Genomic DNA, 22,314 nt, shown 5'->3' with positions numbered 1-22,314 from the left:
TCATGGTGTCAAATCGATCCACTTGAAGTGTAAAGATGACGAATATTCCGGGCAAGGGGAAACAAAATGGCCGACAAGATAAAAGTAGGTTTACTGGGCTATGGCTACGCCAGTAAAACGTTCCATGTACCGCTGATTATGGGGACGCCGGGACTGGAACTGGCAGGTGTTTCCAGCAGTGATGCCAGTAAAGTTCATGCCGACTGGCCATCAATGACTGTCGTTGCTGACCCGCAAGCGCTATTTGATGATCCTTCCATCGACCTCATCGTTATTCCAACCCCCAATGATACTCATTTCCCGCTGGCGCAAAGAGCACTAGAAGCGGGTAAAAATGTGGTGGTCGATAAGCCGTTTACCGTGACACTGTCACAAGCTAATGAGCTGAAAAAACAAGCAGATGACGCCGGTTTATTGCTATCGGTGTTCCACAACCGTCGTTGGGATAGCGATTTTCTCACCCTCAAAACTTTGCTGGCAGAAGGTGCGCTGGGGAAAGTGGTCTATTTTGAGTCTCATTTTGACCGCTATCGCCCGGAGATCCGCCAGCGTTGGCGTGAACAAGCCGGTGCTGGCAGTGGCATTTGGTACGATTTGGGGCCGCATCTGCTGGATCAGGCGCTGCAACTGTTTGGCTTACCTGAAACCTTGAATGTGGATCTGGGGATGTTGCGCCCAGGTGCGCAGTCGGTTGATTATTTCCATGCCATTCTTAGCTATCCGGGGCAGCGCGTGGTGCTGCACGGCACGGTATTGGCAGCGGCAGAAACTGCGCGCTATATCGTCCATGGTATGCAAGGCAGCTATATTAAATTTGGCTTGGACCCTCAGGAAGATAGGCTGAAGGCGGGTGAGCGTCTACCTCAGGCTGACTGGGGCTATGATATGCGCGATGGCATAGTGACACTGTCACATGATGGTGTTCTGGCAGAGCAACCGTTACTGACATTACCGGGTAATTATCCTGCTTATTACGCAGGTATTCGCGATGCTATTTTAGGTATTGCCGCCAATCCGGTGCCAGCATCTGAAGCGATTAAAGTGATGGAATTGATTGAGCTGGGTATCGCCTCTGATCAACAGAAAAAAGCGCTGCCGGTTTCATCTGCAAACTGAGTTGCCACACTGAACTGAGTGTTATCAGACACTCAGTTTTTTATTTAAAAGATATCCTAAAGAACTTGATGTCGCAGCGAGGCCGCTAATCACTTTGTGGCGTCAAGTTCACTGGGGAGAAGGATTACAGTGGCATGTCTTGGTTACAGCGTTTAAAAATAGATAAGTTTTTATTAGTCCTAATTTTGGTGGTCATCATTGCCTCGATTTTCCCTTGTGAAGGGGAAGTTAAAGTGTGGTTTGAACACCTGACGACGGCGGCCATCGCCTTATTATTCTTTATGCATGGAGCCAAACTTTCGCGTGCGGCGATAGTCTCCGGTATGGGGCACTGGAAGCTGCATCTGGTGGTGTTCCTCAGTACCTTTGCTTTATTCCCGCTGCTGGGTTTGGGCATGAATGTGCTGGTGCCCGGCGTTTTAACTCCTACGTTATATCTGGGTTTTCTCTATTTGTGTGCGCTGCCCGCGACAGTCCAATCCGCCATTGCCTATACCTCGGTGGCGGGCGGCAATGTGGCGGCGGCAATATGTAGCGCCTCGGCCTCCAGTATTCTTGGGGTCTTCTTGTCACCGATTCTGGTGGGCATGTTAATGCAAACCCAGGGCGGCGATACTGATACCTTGCATGCTATTGGTTCTATCGTCATGCAATTGATGGCGCCATTTATTGTGGGCCATTTATCACGACCACTGATTGCCAAGTGGGTCGAGCGCCATAAAAAGTTAGTCAATATCACTGACCGGTCATCAATTCTGTTGGTGGTGTATGTGGCCTTCAGCGAGGCGGTGGTGCAGGGAATTTGGCATCAAATCGACGGCTGGTCACTGTTAGCTATATTGGTGTGTTCAATGGTGTTGCTGACCATAGTGTTGGTCGTCAATACCTACGCGGCGCGCTGGCTCGGTTTCAACACTGCCGATGAGATTACCATCGTGTTCTGTGGCTCGAAGAAAAGTCTGGCGAATGGTATTCCAATGGCTAACGTGCTATTTCCGGCCGCCGTGGTGGGGGTTATGGTCTTACCGCTGATGATATTCCATCAAGTTCAATTGATGGTCTGTGCAGTATTGGCGCAGCGTTATGCTAAAAGGATCGCTAAAGAAAAGGCGGATAAAGAGTCAGTGGCTATCGCGTCGGTTTCTGCTGATGGCGTAGAAACCAAGTAATTTATCAGCACAGTTAATATCAAAATAAAACGCCCGTACTTCAATGAAATACGGGCGTTTTTTATGTCATTATCTCGGCGGCAGAGCCACGAACTGCTTTAAGCGCGAATTTTGTCACGCAGCGCCTGTTTTTCTTGCTCGCTGATAAAGGCCATGGCCAGACCATTTTCTTGTGCCTGGCGAATTTCTTGCGCTGTCAGGCCCGCGGCAGGTGCGGCAACATGATACTCATGGGCAATTTCAATCCCCTGAACCGCAGGGTCATCAGTATTAATGGAGGCCATCACGCCATGACGCAGGAAGGTGGCTAAAGGGTGGGTTGCCAAAGAGGCGACCGTGCTGGTTTGGATATTGGAGGTTAGACAGGATTCAATCCCAATCTTATGCTCAGCCAAATAATCCATCAGCTTAATATCTTCTACCGCTTTAACACCGTGACCAATACGTTCAGCCCCTAACTCACGGATAGCCTGCCAAATGCTCTCTGGGCCAGCCGCTTCGCCGGCATGGACGGTGATATGCAAGCCCGCATCACGCGCGCGATTGAAGTGGCTGCGGAACAGGCCGCCGGGGAAACCCAGCTCGTCACCGGCCAGATCCAGTGCCGTGATGCTATCGCGATGGGCCAGTAAGCCATCCAGTTCCTGCAAGCAGGCCTGCTCACCAAAGGTGCGGCTGAGAATGCCGATAAGGCGAATATCAATAGCAAAATCACGGCAGCCGGACTTGATACCGTCAATCACCGCCTCAACAACCCCGGCCACCGGTAACTGGTGTTTCATGGCCATGTAGAAAGGAGAAAAGCGCAACTCGGCATAATGCAAACCCGCGTTTGCCGCATCTTCGACGTTTTCGTAAGCCACGCGACGACAAGCATCCAGTGAGCCTAATACCGCCACGCCCCAATCCAGTTTTTGCAGGAAACTGACTAAATCAGGTTCAGTTTTAGTGATTTGTACATGCGGACGCAGGGCATCTAACTCATTAGCCGGTAATGATAAATTGAACTGGCGACCCAGGTCCAAAATAGTTTGCGCACGGATATTGCCATCAAGGTGGCGATGAATGTCGGTCAGAGGAAGGCGGGCGTCGATCATATTGTGCACTCACTTAGATTTTGCTGTTAGTAGGTAAAGTGCAGAACATTATAAAAACAAATCGATGAAAATATCCATCCTGTTGCATAGAAAAGTGATTAGTATCACAAATGAATGATGGGTGAACGACACCGTCCACCCATCATCTCACTCAATTTTTAATTACCGACTAAGACTCTACCGCGACGAGTTTCTTTTCCGATCGCACCACCAGCAGATAAGTGAGGGTGAAGGACAGCCCAAGCGCCAGAGTGACCCCCAGCAAAATATAGATAAAGTAAGGGCCAATATAGGCGGGCAGGCTAAATATGCTCGACAGAATATAGCCATAAAGTCGGACACCGAAGAAGGCGATAAATGCAGAGGCGATGGAGCTACTGATGGTGGTGGCAATAAAAGCTTTCTTGTATTTGGTTAATACCCCAAACAGGGCCGGCTCGGTTATTCCCAGTAAGCCAGAAACCGCCGCTGACAATACCACGGTTCTCTCTTCTCGTGTTTTAACATGGAAATAGATAGCAAAGGTGGAACCGGCAATAGCCATATTGGCCATAAACATCATCGGCATCAACATATCAAAACCTTTGTCAGTAAAGTTTTGCAATGCAATCGGCGTCATGGCGTGATGCATACCGGTCAGAATGGCGACCGGGCGAATGGCCCCGACAATAAAGCCAGCAAATACTGACGAAATATCAAATAATCCCTGAATACAAAATGCCAACAGTTTGCCTAAATAAATCCCCGCAGGGCCAATCAGTGTTAATGAAACCAGGGCGGTGATAAACAGGGTTAGGGTCGGGGTAAAGACGGTTTTCAGCACATCGGGCATAATTTTATCGACCCAGCGATGAATGTAACTCAGTGCCAGAATCGAGAAAATAACCGGTATTACGCTAGCGGAATAGTTAAATACCGACACCGGAACAATGTCCATAAAATAGATGACGTTAACGGCGCCCGGAGTATGTGCCGCCAGTGCTTTGGCGGCATCAATCAGTGTGGGGTACATCAGACAAGCTGCAACTGCGGCAGCCAGATATTCGTTAGTTTTAAATATTTTGGCCGCAGAGACGGCAAGGAAGAAGGGCAGAAAATAGAATACGCCACTGGCAATTAAGTCAATAATCATGACGGTATCGCTTTTGGCCGAGATGATTTTCAGCGCGATCAATCCTGCCAATAAGCCTTTAATCATCCCCGCACCGGCAATTGCTGGCACGATAGGGCCGAATACGCCAGAAACGGTATCCATAAACAGCGAGATCAGGCTTTTGCGCGCCTTAGGGGCGGTTGAAGGTTTATTTTCTTCAGGTTCCAGGTTATCAACAATATCCTGATACCAGGCATTAACCTTGGGCCCGATAATAATTTGCACCTGGTCGCTCTGGTTTTGCGCCCCTAATACGCCGGGTAATGCTTTGATTTTTTCCCAGTCAACTTGACTATCATCAATTAAATCAAAACGCAGGCGCGTCATGCAGTGCCAGACTTTATTTATATTCTTCTGTCCACCAACCAGTTTGATTATTAATTGACATGCCTCAGTCCTGCCCATAAAGCCCTCGCACCTGAATAATTATTTTTATTAACTGTGAAAGATAATAGATTTACTAAATATTAAAAACAAACCAATAAATCATGCTCTGTATCACACTATTCGGTGTGTTGAGCTTATCTGAGGGTGTTTTCAGTAAATTGGTATGGTTTTTTATGATAAATAGCGTGAATTACAGACCAAAAAAAACATTTAAATTTAAGGTTTACAACGCCCGGCGAAATAAGGTGAAATCAGCAAATACTTCATACAAATTTATTTATTTTCGCATAGCTTGTAACCCGTCGAAAGAGTGGTTACTTGAGTGCTGTCAAGGAGCGTTGCATGCAACCCACATTAATCACTGGCATTGAATGTCAAATAACTCGACCTGATCGCCATAATTTGGTGGTGGTTAAAATTGAAACCGATAAAGGGGTGGTTGGCTTGGGTTGTGCCACATTTCAGCAGCGTCCTTTGGCGGTTAAAGTGATGGTGGATGAATATCTGCGGCCATTATTACTGGGACGTGATGCCAATAATATTGAAGATTTATGGCAGATGATGATGGTCAATGCTTATTGGCGCAACGGCCCGGTGATTAACAATGCTATCGCAGGCATTGATATGGCGCTGTGGGATATTAAAGGTAAGTTAGCTGATATGCCGCTGTATCAGCTGTTTGGTGGTAAATCGAAAGATGCTATTGCGGTATATAGCCATGCCGCCAGCGATACTCTCGAAGGGCTCTACCTTGAGGTGGATAAACTTCTGGCGCAAGGGTATCGGCATATTCGCTGTCAGTTGGGTTTCTATGGCGGCAATGCTGAAAATTTACATGTCACTCGTGAGCCAACGGAAGGGGCCTATTATGACCAAGACCAATATATGGATAACACGCTGGCAATGTTCAAGGCGCTGCGCGAAAAATATGGCAATCAATTCCATATATTACATGATGTCCATGAGCGTCTGTTCCCACAGCAAGCCGTGCAATTCGCCAAGCAGTTAGAAGCTTTCCGGCCTTACTATATTGAAGATATTTTGCCGCCCAATCAGAATGAATGGTTGGAGCAGATTCGTCATCAGACTGCGGTTCCTCTTGCCACCGGTGAGCTATTTAATAACCCCGCAGAATGGAAAGATCTGATTATTCATCGCCGCATCGATTTCCTGCGCTGCCATGTTTCGCAGATTGGCGGGATTACGCCGGCATTAAAATTGGGCAGTTTCTGCCAAAGTTTTGGCGTGCGGCTCGCCTGGCATTGTCCGCCGGATATGACCCCCATTGGTGCGGCAGTTAATACACATCTAAATATTTACCTGCACAATGCGGCAATTCAGGAATTTGTGGCCTATCCGACCAACACCACCCATGTTTTCCCCGGAGCTGTGGTCCCGGAGTCAGGCTATTTCTATCCGATTGAGCAAGCCGGAATTGGCGTTGATTTTGATGGCAAATTAGCGAATGAATTCCCAGTAGTTTATCGGCCTCATGAATGGACGCAAAGCCGCCTGCCAAATGGCACCATTCATACGCCTTAGAGGGCGGTGGCATAAGGCATTGACGGGTATCCAGCTCAGCTTTGGCGAAATTTCAGGTTGTCCTGATTGAACGGAATGATATAGGTACAGGAATAGTCGATATCGACGATATCACTGAAAGTATAGACACTGCCGTCCTGCAAAATTCCTCGGTTCAGGATATGCATGGCGGCAATGCCTTTCTTGCATCCGAGTAATTCAGCCTGCTCTTTATTGATATTAATTGCCTGATAGTGGGTTAATGAGTGAGACAGGCGATAACCTTTGCTGAGGATATATTGCTGGATCGAACTTTCGATGACTTTGGGTGTTAAATCAGGGAAGGCCGATACCGGCATGCGGGAGTTTTCAATTTGAACTTTGCGGTTATCAATGTAACGCAAACGCGAAAATGCCCAGATAAAATCATCTGCAGTGAGATTAAATATTTGTTGCTCTTCATTATCAGGGCGGCGCTTATGCAGATTAATCAGACGGAAGCTAATCTGGTTGAATTTCTTCTCAGTGATTGAGTTATACACGAGCGGATTATTACCAACACCGGGGTTGATGAAGATCCCCGCGCCTTGCACCATATGCACTGCACCAATGGCTGCCAGTTTTTCCAACGCTTTACGAATGGTAAAACGCGACACGCCGTACTCCTCGGCCAACTGGCGTTCTGGCGGTAACTTTTCAGGTAAGTTTTCACCATATTGGTACATTTTGCTCAGTAAATCCTGCGCAATAAATTCTTTCTTTTTCATTGACTGGCCCGGCGCATATAAATTGACCTCGTCCCATTAGGTAGCTCAATAGTATATCTTTTATTTGATTATCAGTAGGGATGATGCCGGGGGAAGGGATAAAACGCCACTCTGGGATAGAGTGGCGCACAAGAATCAAGTTTCTGGTTAAGAGTGGCTATTTTCCTTGCAAAAATTGGATGCCAGCAATCAACTTATCCATACCGGCTACCACTTTACTGCGCGAGCAGCCGACATTGAGGCGCAGGAAACCGCGCCCCTCTTCACCATAGGTAAAGCCGGGCATAATGGCGACTTTCTGTTGCTCGATCAGCACATTCTGTAATTGGTGATCATCAAGATTCAGTGGACGCAAATCTATCCATGCCAAATAGGTTGCCTGTGGCGGCTGCCAGTCCAATGTCGGGAAGGCTTCATTCAACCGCTGGGCAACATAAGCCAGATTAGCTTGCAGATAGTGGCGCAATTCATCCAACCAAGGCTCTGCCTGCCGATACGCGGCAATATGCGCGACGATTGCCAGCACCGCCGGGGAAGAGAGGCCATCTCGGCCCTTTAACATCTGGGTATAGATATCGCGGGTTTCAGTGTCGCTGATAAAACCGTAAGCGCCGGTTAACGCGGGAATATTAAACGTCTTGGAGCCAGAGGTCAGTAACGCCCAAGGTGTTTGACCAACCTCACTCCACGGCGTATGAACCTGATCACCCCAGGTCATGTCCATGTGGATCTCATCACTGATAACTTTGACCTGATGACGTTCACATAACTCGGCCATCTGCGCCAGCTCTTGCGGTGTCCAGACTTTACCTGTTGGGTTATGTGGGCTGCACAGTAGCAAAATTTTAGTCTGAGGGCGCGCCAGCAAAGCCTCCAGATGGGCCATGTCACATTGCCACTGGTTATCGACTTTATGCAGCGGGCAACTCAGTAATTGACGCTGATTGCCCAGGATCACTTTGTAAAAAGCATCATAAGCTGGGGTATGGGTGACGATGAAATCGCCGGGGGCTGACCAGCAGCGAATCAACTGGGCCACCATATAAATCACCGATGGGCCATAAACCGCCATTGAGGTATCAATATGGCAATGAAAACGTTGCTGATACCAATGACGAACTGCGCCCAGAAAATCTTCATGCTGCCAGCGACTGTAGCCCAACACCCCATGCTCAATGCGCTGATTTAGCGCCTGTAAAATAACCGGTGCGGTGGGGAAGTCCATATCCGAGATAGTAAAGGGCAGCAAGTCTGCGGCGCCAAAACGGTCAGCAATGTAGTCCCATTGGGTACACCAAGTGCCGTGGCGATCGACAGGGGTGGAGAAATCAAACATTTGCATCTCGCTTATCAAAGAGACCCGCGGTATTTGACGCCGCTGGCGGGTTAGCCGCCAGGTCAAATACGTTGGGTCTTGATGGGCAAATAATCGGTCTTTAGTAATAGCTTAACGGATTATCGAGTTAGGACGTGGCAAATTGTTCATTGCCTATCAGTGAGTCTAATTCATCTTTCACTGATTGCACTTGCGGGCCAATAACCACTTGAAGGTTGTGATCGTTGAGTTGAATAACCCCGATGGCTCGGTTGGCTTTCAGAGCTTCTTTGTCTACCAGACTCATATCTTTCACTGACATACGTAAGCGAGTAATACAGTTATCTAATGAGACAATATTATCTGCACCACCCAACGCGGTGAGGATAGCCGGAGAGTTATAGCCGGATTTGCCGGTAACTGCGCTACTGGCGGCTTTTTCAGCATTGCTACTGGCGGTGGTTTCACTCTCACGTCCCGGTGTTTTGATATTGAAGTGCTGAATAGCAAAACGGAAGATCATGTAGTAAGCCACAAACCAGATCCCCGCCACTACCGGCACCCAGTACCATTTGGTGGCGGTGCCATGCAGAATGCCGAACACCACGAAATCAATGATATTGCCGTCAGTATTGCCGATGGTGACACCCAGTAAGGCCATGACGGTAAAGCCCAGACCGGTCAGGATGGCATGGATAAGATAGAGGAATGGCGCAACAAACAGGAACAGGAATTCAATCGGTTCGGTAGTGCCGCCGACCACACAGGCCACGACACCAGAAATCAGCAATCCTTTAATTTTATGACGGTTTTCAGGTTTGGCGCAGTGATACATGGCCAGTGCCGCACCCGGCAAACCACCAAGGAAGGCTGGCATTTTGCCCTGAGACAAGAAGCGCGTTGCGCTTTCAGAGAAGCCGGTGGTGGTCGGGCAGGATAATTGCGCCTGGAAGATGGTTAATGCACCACTAACACTATGACCGCAAACATCCATAGTACCGCCTGCTTCAGTGAAGCGAATCAGCGCTACCAATATATGGTGTAAACCAAAGGGCAGTAATAAGCGCTCGCCACTACCGAAAATCATTGGGCCAAACATCCCGGCACCATTGATCAAGCGGCCTAATCCATTAATACCGGCAGCAAACCAAGGCCAGATCAGCGGGATCAATAAACCAACCAGCCCGAGCACCACGGTTGTGACAATCGGGACAAAGCGGGTGCCGCCGAAGAAAGCTAATGCATCAGGCAGGCGAATGGTGTTGAAGCGCTCATGGAGCAGGTAAACAATAACCCCGACAATGACTGCACCCAAAATACCGGTATCGATAGACTGAATACCCAAAATATTCTGAATGTTATGGGTTTTCAGTACCAATGGATCGGTCGTCGGCAACACACCGCTGGTGGTGAGGTAAAAGTTGGTGGCCAGATTCAGTACCGCAAAGCCGACAAAACCGGAGAACGCCGCCACACCTTTGTTTTCGCGCGCCATACCCAGAGGGATGGCGATGGCGAACATCACTGGTAAGAAGCTAAAGGCAAATGAGCCAACTTTACTCATCCAGGTAAATAATAGCTGGAAGGCCGGATGACCAATGAATGGCAAGAGAGTGATGACATCCTTGCTGCTGAGTGAACTGCCGATACCCAGCATGATCCCACAGAAGGAGAGCAGGGCGACGGGTAGCATGAAGGTTTTCCCTAAACTTTGGAAAAACTCCCACAGCGTAATTTTTTGTTTTTTTACCGCTGACATAGTGACTCCTGTGCTTAACACACCTGATGTTAAAAATGCTGATATTAAAAACGCCACCCGCTGATATTGATTGAGGTGCCATAGCGGGTCTATCGTCTCCCTGTCTGGAGGTAAAACAAGATAAAACGTTTAACCCAGATAATATGAGCGACAAGTCACAATTACGGATCCTATTTTTGTATTAGAGTAAATCATCAGATTAAACGTTTAACTTGGCGTGTTTTGTAGGATGAATTAGATGCTGTGGGTGTAACATTTATCCGGATGTATTGGGCTTCGTGCTGAAGTACGAAGATTGACCAGACTAAGTTAACAATGCTTATCAGCGGTTATGACAATTAAAAAAACGACAATTACCGATGTGGCCAAATTTGCGGGCGTCTCAGTCGCGACGGTTTCACTCGCTATTAGTGGCAAAGGGCGTATTTCTCCGGCTACTTCCGACCGGGTTAATCAGGCAATAGAACAATTAGGTTATGTGCGTAACCGTCAGGCGGCCCAATTACGCGGCGGGGAGTCTGGCGTGATTGGCTTGATCGTGCGCGATATCGGCGATCCCTTTTATGCCGAGATGACCGCGGGATTAAGTCAGGCCATTGAAGCCGAGGGCAAGCTGTTGTTTTTGACCCAAAGTGGCCGCGAAGGGAAAGGGCTATTGCGTTGTTTTGATACGCTGATTGACCAAGGGGTTGATGGTTTGGTGCTGGGGGGCGGTGCCAAACGGGAAATGGGATTGCAAGAAAAAGCCGCCGAGCATGATATCCCGCTGATTTGTGCAGCGCGATCGAATGTGTTGGATGGCGTGGACGTGGTGCGGCCAGACAATATGCAAGCGGCTAAAATGGCCACGGAGTTTCTTATTGAGCGCGGTCATCGGCAAATAGCTTATCTGGGCGGGCATTCGCACTCATTGACGCGTGCTGAGCGGCTAGGGGGCTTTTGTGCCACCTTGGTACAATATGGGCTGCCGTTTCGCTCAGAGTGGGTGGTGGAGTGTGATAGCCACCAACAAGCAGCCGCCGATGCAGCCGAAGAGTTATTGCGCCATCACCCCAATGTCAGCGCCATCGTGTGCCATCAGGCGTCAGTTGCCTTGGGGGCTTATTTTGGTATTTTACGTACCGGCAGGACCATTGGCAGTGCCGGGGTGGATACTTATCTCGATCAGCAAGTGGCATTGATTGGTTTTGGTGATGTACCGGAAGCCGAACTCACCGAGCCGCCGTTAACCTTTATCACCAGTTCTGCCAGAGAGATTGGCTACAGCGCTGGCCAGCGGCTGCTACAACGGATCGCCGGGGTCGATTTGCAACTACAAAGTGTCATATTACCGCCGGTGCTGATCCGCCGTGGTTCGGCCTGATCGCAACGATCACCTTGTTGGTCACTACAGGCAGAAACAAGCGCGGCCGAACTCTCTTGGCCGCGTCTTTGTCTCTGTTGTTCAGGCTAACGCGTCAACTGGATACGGTAAATCCTATTGCTGCCCCAAGCGCCTGCCAGTAGTTCGTTGCTATTGCCCCAACCCAGTGCGACCGCGCTACCGCCAGTCATTTCAGGGCCGATGGTCTGTGTCTGCCCTGAGAATGAAACCCGCCGTACCACGTTAGCCCCATTATCAATGACAAAAACGGCATCATCGCCATCAGCCAGAATACCTACACCCGGTCGGGTAAAGTCTTTCCCCAGCTCCTGTGTGGTTCCATCGGGTTTAATCCGGGTCACTCGCCCGCCGTACTGCGACGAAACCAGACTGCCGTCTTTCATTTCCACAACGCCTACTGGCAGGGATAGTGAGCGGGCAACAACACGCTGTTGGCCGTTTGATTTATTGATCGACAAAATCTGACCGGCTGCTCTATTGGCCACGAGCAGTTGACCATTAGCCGCAAGGGCCAGTCCAGTTGGAGTGGCAAGTCCCTCAACCAGTCGTTTTCTGGCCCCGTCGGGCGCTATGGCCTCGATATAGTCACCGGAATAGGATGCCACGAAAAGGGTGCCATCGTTATCAATGACAATACCTGCTGGCGAGGATATTCCAGTCAGAAAAACGGTACGGGAGCCATCAGGTGCGATTCTGTCGACGGTATTGCCGCCCCAGTTAGTCACATAGACCGTTCCATCTTTTGCGGTGGCGATGCCGGTTGGGGCATTAAATCCTTGCCATTGGCTAATATTTTCAGCCGCTATTGACTGCGCTAGGCTGATTGACGGGAAGGCGAGAGGAAGCAAAAGGGTATTGCATCCTAATATCAGGGAATACAGGCCAGTTTTCATCGGTCGCAACCTTATCTTTAGAGTGGATTTTCAACAAACTCATCTTTTACTGAGCGTTACTCTAGGCTACGAAGAAGCATTGTATCCAATACCCTTTAGGTGATACTTTTTAGGTATGAATACAGCGATTGATTTACGACAATTCCGCTACTTTGTGGCGGTCAGCGAAGAACTCAGCTTCAGGCGGGCGGCTGAGCGGTTGCATATCTCTCAGCCACCACTGAGTCGGCAAATTCAGCAGTTGGAAGAGTTGCTAGGAGTGCAGTTATTTCTCAGGAGTAAATCCGGTGTCACATTGACCGGGGCAGGAGCCGCATTCTTGCCTGAAGCTAAGTTGGCACTGTTGCAGGCCGAGAAAGCCATTACTGTGGCGCGGTCCGCTCAGGACCCTGAATACCGAAAATTTGTTATTGGCTATACCACGGTATTTGATCGCAGTGTTATTCCCGATATGCAGCAACAACTTAGTCAGCTATTTCCCAACTGGCAGATTGTGACCAAGGGTAAGACGTCACTCTATCTGCTGCGCGATATCAAGAATGGTGTGATGGATGTTGCTTTTATCGGATTGAATACCAGCATCGCCGGGGCGGGTTTAGCCATCGAGTCGATTTATCAGGAGCCTTTTATTGCGGCTTTGCCCGCACATCACCGGTTAGCCAGTAAACGAAAATTGAGTTTAAATGACCTCAGAGATGAGCCCATTTTTTGGTTCAAACGGCGCTTGAATCCAGGTTTCTATGACTATTGTCAGGCGTTTTTTGATCGGGTTGGTTTTACTTTTCCGGTAATTCCCGAACCGGTGGATCACCATATCTTGCTGGGCCTGATTGCTGAAGAGCAAGGCATTGGGCTGATCCCCTCATCACTGAAGAAGGTAAAACGAGAGGGTGTTGTTTTCCGGGCACTTAACCATGAGTTTGCTGCTTTATCCATGGGGATTGGCATTGCCTATTTATCGGATAATCAGTCACCGGTACTGCGTTCATTTTTGGAACAGGTACGACGAATCAAAACCTTGCCACCATAAAAAACGGAGCCCGCAGGCTCCGCTTGATATTCCGCCGATAAAAGACTTATTTTGCTGGAGCATCTGGTACTGGAGTGGCGGGGACTGTTTCAAGCTCATTACTGTCATCTTCTGCATCTGGTCCACCGAACATACCAAACAGCCCGACGAATTCTTGCAGTGACATTTTCTGACCATTCAAATCGACTTGGTTATCAGCATATTGGAAGCTGCTGCTGATAACATCATCTTTGGTGGTGGTCAGTTTAAACATCTGGCCCATAGCCGCCATACCCTGAACCTGCTGCTGCGCCGATTTCTGGGTTTCTTCCTGGCTGTAGTGACCTTGCAGACGGGCAACCTGGGATATCAACTCGACGGCCATTGGCATCGGGATAATCAGCGCCGCATCTACTTTTTTCACTGACTGTGCTAACAGTGGCTGATTAGTGGCTTTGGCCTGTGCTGGATCAGCCAGTGCGACATTCAGGGTAAAGGTACTTTCCCCTTTGGCATTTTTCCAGCTTAGTGGTGCAATGCTCACTGTCGGGTTACCTTTCAGCAAGCCCGGAAGATTGGCCAGCAATATCTCAGTCATTTGTTGCTGATAAGCTTCAGGATCGAGATTTTCACCCGCTTGCACGGCTTTCATCACTTGCTGATTATAAGCACTGGCGAATTGCTTCAGGCTTTGACCATCGAGGTTAGCGAAAGTAAAGGCCAGTTTGCCAGAGCCAAAGTCATTACCTTGAACTTTCAACGCATCTAGCGTGTAGGTCAGCTTACCGTTCAGGTCTTTATCGGTTTCACCTAACTGGGTATTCAGGTTAAAACCAACCAAGGTGGCAATATCTTTGCCTTCGAGACTGAAACCGATCTGTTTGATGCCAAGTTGCTGCTCACCAATGCTCAGATCAAACTTGCCGGTTTTGCTGTCACTTTTCACTGACAGACCTTGCAGCGTGAATTGCTCCACTTGATCCCACTGGTTTTTGCTGGCGACTACCAGACTATCGCTAGAACCGCTCATTTTCACATCACGCATATCGCGCGAAACATCAGCATCAATTTTGGCACCAGAGAATTTCACGCTGGTGGCATTTTGCTGATAATCAATAGGAATGAAGGTAATGGCAGAAGAGGTATCACCGCCGTATGAAATGCGGGAGTCGGCAGTAAATGGTGATTGCCCCTTAGTCACTTCAAACAGCTTTTTCAATGCTGGCGTGTTGGCAAGCTCGGTATGTACCGAAGCCATACTGGGGATCAGATTGAATTTTTTTAACTGGGCTAACGGGAACGGGCCATGATCGATAGTTTCGATGAAGACCACTTCGTCACCATCTTTTAGGGCTTTTTCACCGGCAACGCTGCTATCTGCTTGTAACACATAGCGAACCTGGCTACGGAACAGGCCGCGCTGGTAGTCAGTATAGGCAAATTTCACCCCGGCTTTTGGTAGCAAGGTTCTGATCTGACCGTTTGCATTGTTAACCAATTCACCCATACGTTGTTCAATCAGTTTGCCGGTATACCACGAGGCTCCAGTCCATGCTGCGCCAAGTACCACAATGACGCTGACAGCCACTAACGATTTTTTCATTGTTCTGTTCATCCTTTTTTAATACACCAAATTCACTACGTTGAACGCGGTAATGAGTCACTAGTTAAATATACCCAGCATCTTGCAACTACTGGGTATGACACTAAGGGAGTGCTAGAAATAGCACCCCCCAAAATAATATAGGCCTTGATTAAACTTACACAAATATTATTGCGGCGAATAATCATTTATAACCTATAACAGAAACGATCCTGAGCCTAAAAACCCATTTAGCGGTGCAAATGTTAATTGCGACCCCGAAATCTATCTATTCAGGCAGTAAAAGGCCAGCAATAGACAACAAAATGAGGTACTTCGTTCACCCTGCGTTGTAGACACGGGCAATTGAGCCAACACCTTGCACGCTAACCGGGGATTCATTGGCCGGAATAAAACAAGATTCGCCCGGTTGCAGGGTAATTTCTTGCTGCTGTTTTTTCAGTACCGCCTGACCGGTAACACAAAACACGATAGCGGCGCTATTTTGCGCTAATAGTTGCGGATCGGCAGTTAATGTATGCAGCGAAAAAGCGAAGTCTTCAACCGGGATAGGGAAGACCAACTCGTTGCCCTGTTGCTGCGGCTGGGTAAGCAGAGTATCGGCTGGTTTAGGGATAAATTGCAGATTCGCCATTAACTCTGGAATATCGATAAACTTAGGGGTTAGCCCGGCGCGTAACACATTATCTGAGTTAGCCATCACTTCTAGCGCCACACCATCCAGATAGGCATGAGGAGTCTCGGCATATAAAAACATCGCTTCGCCCGGTTGCAGCGTCACCACATTCAGCAGTAATGGTGAGAACAGGCCACTGTCTTCAGGGTAGAAACGCGAAATGCTGCGGATAGTATCCCAAGGCTCGCCCAACTGGTTATTCAATGCTGCTTTCAATATGCCCAGTGCGCGCGTTTTGGGTTCACCCTCCATACTCAGCAAACTGGCAAATAGTGTGGCTAAATGTTCAGTGTCCGGTTCGCGCAGGAATGCGGCGATATCGGGATGCGCTGCCGCCAAGGGGTGTAGCAATGCTGCAATATCATCAAGGGTGCGGAAACCGTTCATGGCCTGGAAAGGTGTCAGGGCATAAACCAGCTCAGGCTTATGGTTGGCATCTTTATAATTTCTTTCGGCGGCATCGAGTGGAATACCGGCCTGATTCTCTTTAGCAAAGCCAATTTCGGCGGCGCGCTTGCTGGGATGTACTTGAATCGACAGCGGCTGAGCAGCACACAGCACTTTGAACAGGAAAGGTAACTCACCAAAACGTTGGAAAACGTCGTGGCCTAAATTGGCATCGGGATCTTGTTCAATCACATCGCGCAGTGAGTGCCATTGGCCGTTGGCATCTGCCACTTCAGAGCTGCTTTTGGGATGCGCGCCCATCCACAGTTCGGCCATAGGTTTAGCTTGTGGATTGGCAATACCATACAGCTCAGTGAGTGCATTGGTACTGCCCCAAGCATAGTTTTGTACCGCGTTTTTCATTTTTTGCATGGTTACTTTCTGCCATTTGTTGCGGGCTATAATGAGCTTTATGCCGAGGTCAGCTGAAAACTCATTGCCTTAAAAAGGCCAGCGCCCTAATAAAAATAGTCTCTTAGTAAACAATGGGGCCAGAGGGGTTGCAAGTGGTAATGCTACTCGCCCGACTAACGGGTATTACTAATTGATAGAAATGCGAATCAATCGCATAAAGATGGCGCTAAATATGCCATTATTACTGTTGTCGTGTAACCAATAAGAGTGGCATGACTTACCTCAACCTACTGTTTTAAGTGCTAAGGAGACCGTGATGGCGACCACCCGCAGTGAAAAAGACTCTATGGGGCCAATCGATGTACCGGCCAGTCAATTATGGGGCGCACAAACCCAGCGTTCACTGGAGCATTTTCGTATTTCACAAGAGAAAATGCCGACCGCGCTGATTCATGCTCTGGCGCTGACTAAGCGGGCCGCGGCACAGGTGAATATGGACCTTGGCTTGCTACCTGCTGAGCGCGCAAAGGCCATTATGCGGGCCGCCGATGAAGTGTTGGATGATTGCCATCCCGGTGAATTTCCGCTGTCTATTTGGCAAACCGGGTCTGGTACTCAGACCAATATGAATATGAATGAGGTATTGGCAAACCGCGCCAGCGAGCTGTTAGGGGGAGAGCGGGGTAATAATCGTCTGGTTCACCCTAATGATGATGTCAATAAAAGCCAAAGTTCAAATGATGTATTCCCGACGGCAATGCACGTTGCCGCAGTTATTGGGCTACGTGAACATTTGCTGCCAGAACTGAAGATATTGCAGCAGACACTCGCGGACAAAGCCGAAGCCTATCGCGATATTGTGAAGATTGGTCGCACACATCTGCAAGACGCCACACCATTGACGCTGGGGCAGGAGATTTCGGGCTGGGTGGCGATGTTATCCCACAGTGTGAAGCATATAGAGGCAACCATTCCTCATTTATGTGAGCTAGCGCTGGGGGGGACTGCAGTAGGCACGGGCCTGAATACCCATCCTGAGTATGCGGTGCGCGTCGCAAATGAGATTGCCGCCTTAACTCATCAACCATTTATCACTGCGCCAAATAAATTTGAGTCATTAGCCACGTGCGATGCATTAGTTCATAGCCACGGAGCCTTAAAAGGTTTGGCGGCTTCGCTGATGAAGATTGCTAATGATGTGCGTTGGCTCTCGTCCGGCCCAAGGTGTGGGATTGGCGAGATTTCGATTCCAGAGAATGAACCAGGCAGTTCTATCATGCCGGGTAAAGTTAACCCGACACAATGTGAAGCGATGACCATGCTATGCGCGCAGGTTATGGGTAACGATGTGGCGGTTAATATTGGTGGGGCATCCGGTAATTTTGAATTGAATGTGTTCCGCCCACTGGTGATACATAACTTCCTGCAATCCATCCGTTTGCTCGCTGATGGTATGCGCGGTTTTAATGAGCATTGTACCATGGGTATTGAACCCAATCGCGACCGTATAACACAGTTGCTGAATGAGTCACTGATGTTGGTTACTGCGCTGAATACTCATATTGGCTACGATAAAGCGGCGGAGATTGCTAAAAAGGCGCACAAAGAGGGGCTAACACTGAAAGCGGCGGCCCTGAAGTTAGGCTATCTGACCAGCGAACAGTTTGATGAATGGGTTAAGCCGGAAGATATGGTCGGAAGTATGAAGTAATGCCCATTTGAGTCTCTCCTACCATGTCGGGATCTTTTTTCGGTGTGGTTAGGGGGGAATCTAACTGCGCTATATTAGCAGAATGTAATAAGCGTAAAAATTAAAAGAGTGTCTGGTCACCGGGTAAAAAAGGAAAAATAATTTTATTTAGGTGGTGTTTTTTTTCGCTTCTAGCTTAGAATAATTTTTGCTTATCTTTGTATGATATATTTCAATAATGTATTTCAAAGCGAGCTGTTATTTACTTTCGTGAATGATTTTATTTATTAGTATTTCTACGTTAGCCGTTAGGTAGCTATAATTAAGATGGTTTGTATTTATCAAAGTATTATTTTTACTCGGCAGGAGTTTATTTTATGGAAGATAAAAAAGCCAAAATAGTCAGTTCAAATCGTCAATCCGATGAATCTAGCTTAACCCTTGATTCACTTAGTGAAATACCGCTCATTGCTATAATGGAGAAGGCCAGCATTCCTTGGGCGATAAAAGATAATAAATCCCAATTCGTTTATTTAAATGAATCTTGTCTAGATTTGTTTGATATTCAACCCGGTTTTGATTTTGAAGGGCGTTTAGATGAGGAAATGCCATGCTCGTGGTCTGAGTATAGTGACGATTTCAAGGCCCACGACAGAAAGGCTGAGCAAAGCAGAGAGGGGGCGGAGATCATTGTCACTTCGTCTTTTGGCCGTGAAAAAGTTCTTTCACCGTGGTACTTCCCTAAATTTCCTATTTATAACCCTAATGGGGATGTGTTAGGGACTGTTTTTTTTGGCAAAAAATTTAACTTTATTTCTGTCTGTGATTTTTTTAAAAATTTAAAACCCGCGGTTGTTACACTGACCCCACCAGTAGATGACTTTTCAGAAAAAGAGCTTGATATCATATTTTATGCCATTCAAAAGATGACAGCCAAAGAGATAGCAAAGAAATTATTCCTATCAAACAGAACCATTGAAAATAGGCTTAGATTTATTTATGAAAAAGTGGGCTGTCACTCCTTGAACGATTTGATTGAATATTGCCATGCATCAGGGTTGAATCAATATATCCCTAAGAAAGTTCTACGTGAAGGGGTTAATTTCTTCTGGTGATTGAGCTGCAATAATAACCCAGAGAGAAGCATAACTTTTAGGTTTTTGGGAAATATAATAATTATATTATATTTTTCCCCTCTATTTCGACATGTAAATACAGCCTTGGCACCAACAAACGCAAAGGTTTAGCGTCGGGTTTATATTTGTGTTTAATATGGTTGGCATCATAGTCAGTTAACTCACCTAACTTCGGTAATTCCAGTTCCGACTCAACCTGACAGAATGCTATCAATGGCATAGGGCAGGGGTGTTGCACTTGCTTCTGCTGCTCTTGATACCAGACTCGTGCAATGGGTTGTACTTTTACCGGCCGCTTGATCTTCAGGCGCGTATTTTCGGGCAGGCGCTGCACATCATTAATTTCCAGACTGATTAATTCCATCCATTGTTCGCGACTGAAAGGGGGAACTGCACGTCCAGCATTCAGACTTTTATTTAGCTGCGCCAGTACTTCTTCGCGAGTGACATTCTTAATAATATGTTTATTGGCCCAACCAAAGCGCACCGAACTGGGGTTAATGAGCGGAGTAATAGTGCGATAGGTATTTAATGTTATCAACCCATGTAAATGGGTATGCACAAACTCGAAACGTTGTTCACTTGGCAAGCCAGACTCGACGGTAATGAGGTGCTCTAGTTCGGTTTTTAATTGATTAATTTGATAGATAGTCTTTTGACATGCGTTTAATTGGTTATCTGTGACGGAGAAACAGAGTACCCCGGGGAGACGGACCGCGGCTTTACTACTGATATTCTGCCCTTGGTGATGAATAAACAGACGCTGATAATGCTGCAAAGCCAGGTCTCTGGCTTCATTTCCTATCGTAGTGCTGACCGAAATCTGCTCAATAGGCTGATGCTCAGTGCCTTTTTCTATTTCAGGCAGAGAAAAAACGCGCGCTGCGAGCAAGGGCAACTCTGTAAGCTGCTGGTGGAGGTGCTGTAATTCGATCTCCAGAGAAGAGAATCGGTTATTTAGCCGGTCTATCAAATCATATTTATTCATCGTCTTTTCTTATAATAGTTTTTTTTAGTTACAACATACATTACTTATATCACTAAAAAGCAACATCTGAAAGCCCGGCGTTGCAATTTAAAGGCGCTAATTAGGAGGGATAGCAAAGTTGTTTTTGAAGCGTAGGGCGGTTACATAAGATAATACCCCGTCCTTGGGGTACTAATCGCATAATAGGCCGCATTTTGGCTGATAAGCAAAAATGGTCGCAGTCAGCCTTGTTCGGCCGATAACTCCATGAATGTTACCAATGCAGCGCAATGATATTCTGGCTTGATAAATTAGCCGCTGCACGCCTGCCTACAATCATCATGACTTTGCGGGGGATAACGACGACAGCACTATTTTAGTCGCCGCCGCCAATACATCGCGCCGCGGTTTGGCGTCTTTCTCTCGCTGCGTAAAGTAAACCACCATAACTATCGGTGCTCCCTGAGTTGGCCAGAGCACGGCAATATCATTGGTCGTACCATAATCGCCACTGCCGGTTTTATCACCCACAATCCAGTCCGCCGGAGCACCCGCCTGAATAGTTTCTGCGCCCGTGGTATTTCCTTTAAGCCATAGGGTGAGCTGCTCTCGCTGCGTGGCGGGGAGCGCATCACCCAACACCAATTTGTTCATACTGGCAGCCATGGCTGCAGGGGTGGTGGTATCACGCGGGTCATTTGGCAGGGCGGTATTTAAATCCGGCTCCAGGCGGTCTAATCTAAATGCCTGGTCGCCAATACTGCGGGCAAACGCATTAACTGACTCTACACCACCTAACTCTTTGATTAACAAGTTTGCCGCGGTGTTATCACTGTACTGCATGGTGGCCGCACATAATTGCGAGACAGTCATACCATGAGCCAGATTTTTGCGCGTAATCGGCGCATAGGACAATAAGTCACTCTCACGATATTTTATGTGTTTATTGAGCAAATCCGGCTGGGTTTGGCTTTTGCCCAATACTGCGGCGGCCAACATAAATTTAAATGTGCTACAGAAAGGAAAGCGCTGAGTTCCGCGATATTGAATTTTCCTGCCATTAGCGGTGTTAATCATGGTGACCCCTAGACGACCATTTGATTTCCGCTCCAGTTCAGCCAATTGATTGCCTAATAAGTCGGATGGGGCCGCAGCCCAGGCTGGCAGGCTAAAATTGACTAAGGGGAGGGTAATTCCCGCTAATAATAGCGAACGCCGCAACGGTGAATGTTTCATTCCTGAATCTCGCAATTAAATAGACGAATAGTGAAAGGGCATTATAGGGGGAATGGTGGTAAAGCTGAAATGTGCTTTTGCTTTTTATTTAGGGAGTGAAATAACAATAAAGGCTAAATGGCAGGGATACTGACATTTAGCCTTTTCTATCCGTTAAATATGCTGGATAACGTTATAAATCAAGCCAGAGCTTTGGCTTTCAACTGCTGGTACTCGCTTTCAGTGATGGTGCCTTCATCCAATAATTTCTTAGCATCAGCAATCTGCTCAGCGGGTGATTTGCCGGCGACATGACGGATATAGTCATTAGTATCAGCAACAGACTTCTGTACTGATGCGCGGTAGCGCTGCGCCATGCCTTTGCCTCGAGTAATGAGGTACACCAAAGAGGTGAGTAATGGAATAAAGAGTAAAAACAGAATCCATATCGCTTTATAAACACCGCCTAATTCATGGTCTCTGAAAAGGTCAGAAATTACCTGAAACAGGATCAGCAAGTACGCTATAAAGAAGAAAATTGAAAATGTGGTTGCCAGAATATCCCAAAGCGTCAAAAAGTGAGCTGTCATACGTTCTCCTAACATCAAATAAATTAAAGAAACATTTATCGTAAAAAATCCCTAAATACTTTACGT

General features: G+C 47.6%; 18 protein-coding genes. 7 read left to right on the top strand and 11 right to left on the bottom strand.

The annotated features are described in order from the left end of the window. The first annotated feature begins 66 nt into the window (after window positions 1-66). On the top strand, window positions 67-1,116 hold the full coding sequence (locus tag N0H69_RS14355; RefSeq protein WP_050151230.1) for an oxidoreductase: 1,050 nt from the start codon (window positions 67-69) through the stop codon (window positions 1,114-1,116). A gap of 134 nt (window positions 1,117-1,250) precedes the next feature. Beyond that, the gene (locus N0H69_RS14350; RefSeq protein ID WP_050151229.1) at window positions 1,251-2,285 is read left to right on the top strand and encodes a bile acid:sodium symporter family protein; all 1,035 of its coding nucleotides are present in this window, start codon (window positions 1,251-1,253) and stop codon (window positions 2,283-2,285) included. 98 nt (window positions 2,286-2,383) lie between these two features. Here the strand turns inward: N0H69_RS14350 and add are convergent, their stop codons facing one another. Continuing rightward, the gene (add, locus tag N0H69_RS14345; RefSeq protein WP_050151228.1) at window positions 2,384-3,382 is read right to left on the bottom strand and encodes an adenosine deaminase; all 999 of its coding nucleotides are present in this window, start codon (window positions 3,380-3,382) and stop codon (window positions 2,384-2,386) included. Between the two features lie 169 nt (window positions 3,383-3,551). After that, window positions 3,552-4,940, bottom strand: a complete 1,389-nt coding sequence (locus N0H69_RS14340; protein ID WP_050106963.1) for a PTS transporter subunit EIIC — start codon at window positions 4,938-4,940, stop codon at window positions 3,552-3,554. A 324-nt stretch (window positions 4,941-5,264) separates the two neighbouring features. Between N0H69_RS14340 and N0H69_RS14335 the strand changes: the two genes are divergently transcribed. Beyond that, window positions 5,265-6,464, top strand: a complete 1,200-nt coding sequence (locus N0H69_RS14335) for an enolase C-terminal domain-like protein (protein ID WP_050151227.1) — start codon at window positions 5,265-5,267, stop codon at window positions 6,462-6,464. Between the two features lie 35 nt (window positions 6,465-6,499). Here N0H69_RS14335 and N0H69_RS14330 read toward each other — a convergent pair whose 3' ends face one another. From N0H69_RS14330 to malX, 3 genes are all read right to left on the bottom strand, one after another. Beyond that, the gene (locus N0H69_RS14330) at window positions 6,500-7,210 is read right to left on the bottom strand and encodes a GntR family transcriptional regulator (protein ID WP_050106966.1); all 711 of its coding nucleotides are present in this window, start codon (window positions 7,208-7,210) and stop codon (window positions 6,500-6,502) included. 157 nt (window positions 7,211-7,367) lie between these two features. Continuing rightward, a complete protein-coding gene (locus N0H69_RS14325; RefSeq protein WP_050145952.1) occupies window positions 7,368-8,546 on the bottom strand; it encodes a MalY/PatB family protein in 1,179 nt (392 codons plus the stop codon). A 127-nt stretch (window positions 8,547-8,673) separates the two neighbouring features. Next, window positions 8,674-10,284 (bottom strand): maltose/glucose-specific PTS transporter subunit IIBC, encoded by a 1,611-nt coding sequence (gene malX, locus N0H69_RS14320; protein WP_050106967.1) that lies wholly within the window; start codon window positions 10,282-10,284, stop codon window positions 8,674-8,676. 331 nt (window positions 10,285-10,615) lie between these two features. Here malX and N0H69_RS14315 point away from each other — a divergent pair, with 331 nt between their 5' ends. Then, complete coding sequence (locus N0H69_RS14315; RefSeq protein ID WP_050106969.1) at window positions 10,616-11,647, top strand: Mal regulon transcriptional regulator MalI; 1,032 nt, start codon at window positions 10,616-10,618, stop codon at window positions 11,645-11,647. A gap of 86 nt (window positions 11,648-11,733) precedes the next feature. Here N0H69_RS14315 and N0H69_RS14310 read toward each other — a convergent pair whose 3' ends face one another. Continuing rightward, window positions 11,734-12,561: a Vgb family protein gene (locus N0H69_RS14310; RefSeq protein WP_253272095.1), complete on the bottom strand. Its 828-nt coding sequence runs from the start codon at window positions 12,559-12,561 to the stop codon at window positions 11,734-11,736. A 115-nt stretch (window positions 12,562-12,676) separates the two neighbouring features. Between N0H69_RS14310 and N0H69_RS14305 the strand changes: the two genes are divergently transcribed. Further along, the gene (locus tag N0H69_RS14305; RefSeq protein WP_050106971.1) at window positions 12,677-13,591 is read left to right on the top strand and encodes a LysR family transcriptional regulator; all 915 of its coding nucleotides are present in this window, start codon (window positions 12,677-12,679) and stop codon (window positions 13,589-13,591) included. A 46-nt stretch (window positions 13,592-13,637) separates the two neighbouring features. Here N0H69_RS14305 and N0H69_RS14300 read toward each other — a convergent pair whose 3' ends face one another. Next, window positions 13,638-15,173 (bottom strand): YdgA family protein, encoded by a 1,536-nt coding sequence (locus N0H69_RS14300; RefSeq protein WP_050151226.1) that lies wholly within the window; start codon window positions 15,171-15,173, stop codon window positions 13,638-13,640. A gap of 319 nt (window positions 15,174-15,492) precedes the next feature. Continuing rightward, window positions 15,493-16,668 (bottom strand): mannose-6-phosphate isomerase, encoded by a 1,176-nt coding sequence (gene manA / locus N0H69_RS14295; protein WP_050151225.1) that lies wholly within the window; start codon window positions 16,666-16,668, stop codon window positions 15,493-15,495. Between the two features lie 298 nt (window positions 16,669-16,966). Between manA and fumC the strand changes: the two genes are divergently transcribed. Then, window positions 16,967-18,361, top strand: coding sequence for a class II fumarate hydratase (gene fumC / locus N0H69_RS14290; protein WP_050151224.1), 1,395 nt, complete (start codon window positions 16,967-16,969; stop codon window positions 18,359-18,361). Between the two features lie 356 nt (window positions 18,362-18,717). Next, the gene (locus tag N0H69_RS14285; RefSeq protein ID WP_050151223.1) at window positions 18,718-19,455 is read left to right on the top strand and encodes a helix-turn-helix transcriptional regulator; all 738 of its coding nucleotides are present in this window, start codon (window positions 18,718-18,720) and stop codon (window positions 19,453-19,455) included. A 61-nt stretch (window positions 19,456-19,516) separates the two neighbouring features. Here N0H69_RS14285 and tus read toward each other — a convergent pair whose 3' ends face one another. The 3 genes from tus to N0H69_RS14270 form a co-directional block, all read right to left on the bottom strand. Further along, window positions 19,517-20,464 (bottom strand): DNA replication terminus site-binding protein, encoded by a 948-nt coding sequence (gene tus, locus N0H69_RS14280; RefSeq protein ID WP_050151222.1) that lies wholly within the window; start codon window positions 20,462-20,464, stop codon window positions 19,517-19,519. A 318-nt stretch (window positions 20,465-20,782) separates the two neighbouring features. Continuing rightward, the gene (gene bla, locus N0H69_RS14275) at window positions 20,783-21,679 is read right to left on the bottom strand and encodes a class A beta-lactamase (RefSeq protein ID WP_050106980.1); all 897 of its coding nucleotides are present in this window, start codon (window positions 21,677-21,679) and stop codon (window positions 20,783-20,785) included. A 179-nt stretch (window positions 21,680-21,858) separates the two neighbouring features. Further along, window positions 21,859-22,248: an SHOCT domain-containing protein gene (locus N0H69_RS14270; protein WP_050106982.1), complete on the bottom strand. Its 390-nt coding sequence runs from the start codon at window positions 22,246-22,248 to the stop codon at window positions 21,859-21,861. Between the last annotated feature and the right edge of the window lie 66 nt (window positions 22,249-22,314).

The sequence above is a fragment of the Yersinia alsatica genome (assembly GCF_025133195.1).
Classification (GTDB): Bacteria; Pseudomonadota; Gammaproteobacteria; order Enterobacterales; family Enterobacteriaceae; genus Yersinia; species Yersinia alsatica.
This window is presented reverse-complemented; position numbering and strand designations above follow the sequence as displayed.

Coding starts and splice junctions, on each gene's coding strand:
- fumC (WP_050151224.1), top strand. CDS start 16,967: ATGGCGACCACCCGCAGTGAAAAAGACTCTATGGGGCCAATCGATGTA.
- N0H69_RS14270 (WP_050106982.1), bottom strand. CDS start 22,248: ATGACAGCTCACTTTTTGACGCTTTGGGATATTCTGGCAACCACATTT.
- N0H69_RS14315 (WP_050106969.1), top strand. CDS start 10,616: ATGACAATTAAAAAAACGACAATTACCGATGTGGCCAAATTTGCGGGC.
- N0H69_RS14340 (WP_050106963.1), bottom strand. CDS start 4,940: ATGGGCAGGACTGAGGCATGTCAATTAATAATCAAACTGGTTGGTGGA.
- N0H69_RS14305 (WP_050106971.1), top strand. CDS start 12,677: ATGAATACAGCGATTGATTTACGACAATTCCGCTACTTTGTGGCGGTC.
- manA (WP_050151225.1), bottom strand. CDS start 16,668: ATGCAAAAAATGAAAAACGCGGTACAAAACTATGCTTGGGGCAGTACC.
- N0H69_RS14355 (WP_050151230.1), top strand. CDS start 67: ATGGCCGACAAGATAAAAGTAGGTTTACTGGGCTATGGCTACGCCAGT.
- N0H69_RS14335 (WP_050151227.1), top strand. CDS start 5,265: ATGCAACCCACATTAATCACTGGCATTGAATGTCAAATAACTCGACCT.
- N0H69_RS14285 (WP_050151223.1), top strand. CDS start 18,718: ATGGAAGATAAAAAAGCCAAAATAGTCAGTTCAAATCGTCAATCCGAT.
- N0H69_RS14325 (WP_050145952.1), bottom strand. CDS start 8,546: ATGTTTGATTTCTCCACCCCTGTCGATCGCCACGGCACTTGGTGTACC.
- bla (WP_050106980.1), bottom strand. CDS start 21,679: ATGAAACATTCACCGTTGCGGCGTTCGCTATTATTAGCGGGAATTACC.
- N0H69_RS14300 (WP_050151226.1), bottom strand. CDS start 15,173: ATGAAAAAATCGTTAGTGGCTGTCAGCGTCATTGTGGTACTTGGCGCA.
- add (WP_050151228.1), bottom strand. CDS start 3,382: ATGATCGACGCCCGCCTTCCTCTGACCGACATTCATCGCCACCTTGAT.
- N0H69_RS14330 (WP_050106966.1), bottom strand. CDS start 7,210: ATGAAAAAGAAAGAATTTATTGCGCAGGATTTACTGAGCAAAATGTAC.
- N0H69_RS14310 (WP_253272095.1), bottom strand. CDS start 12,561: ATGAAAACTGGCCTGTATTCCCTGATATTAGGATGCAATACCCTTTTG.
- malX (WP_050106967.1), bottom strand. CDS start 10,284: ATGTCAGCGGTAAAAAAACAAAAAATTACGCTGTGGGAGTTTTTCCAA.
- tus (WP_050151222.1), bottom strand. CDS start 20,464: ATGAATAAATATGATTTGATAGACCGGCTAAATAACCGATTCTCTTCT.
- N0H69_RS14350 (WP_050151229.1), top strand. CDS start 1,251: ATGTCTTGGTTACAGCGTTTAAAAATAGATAAGTTTTTATTAGTCCTA.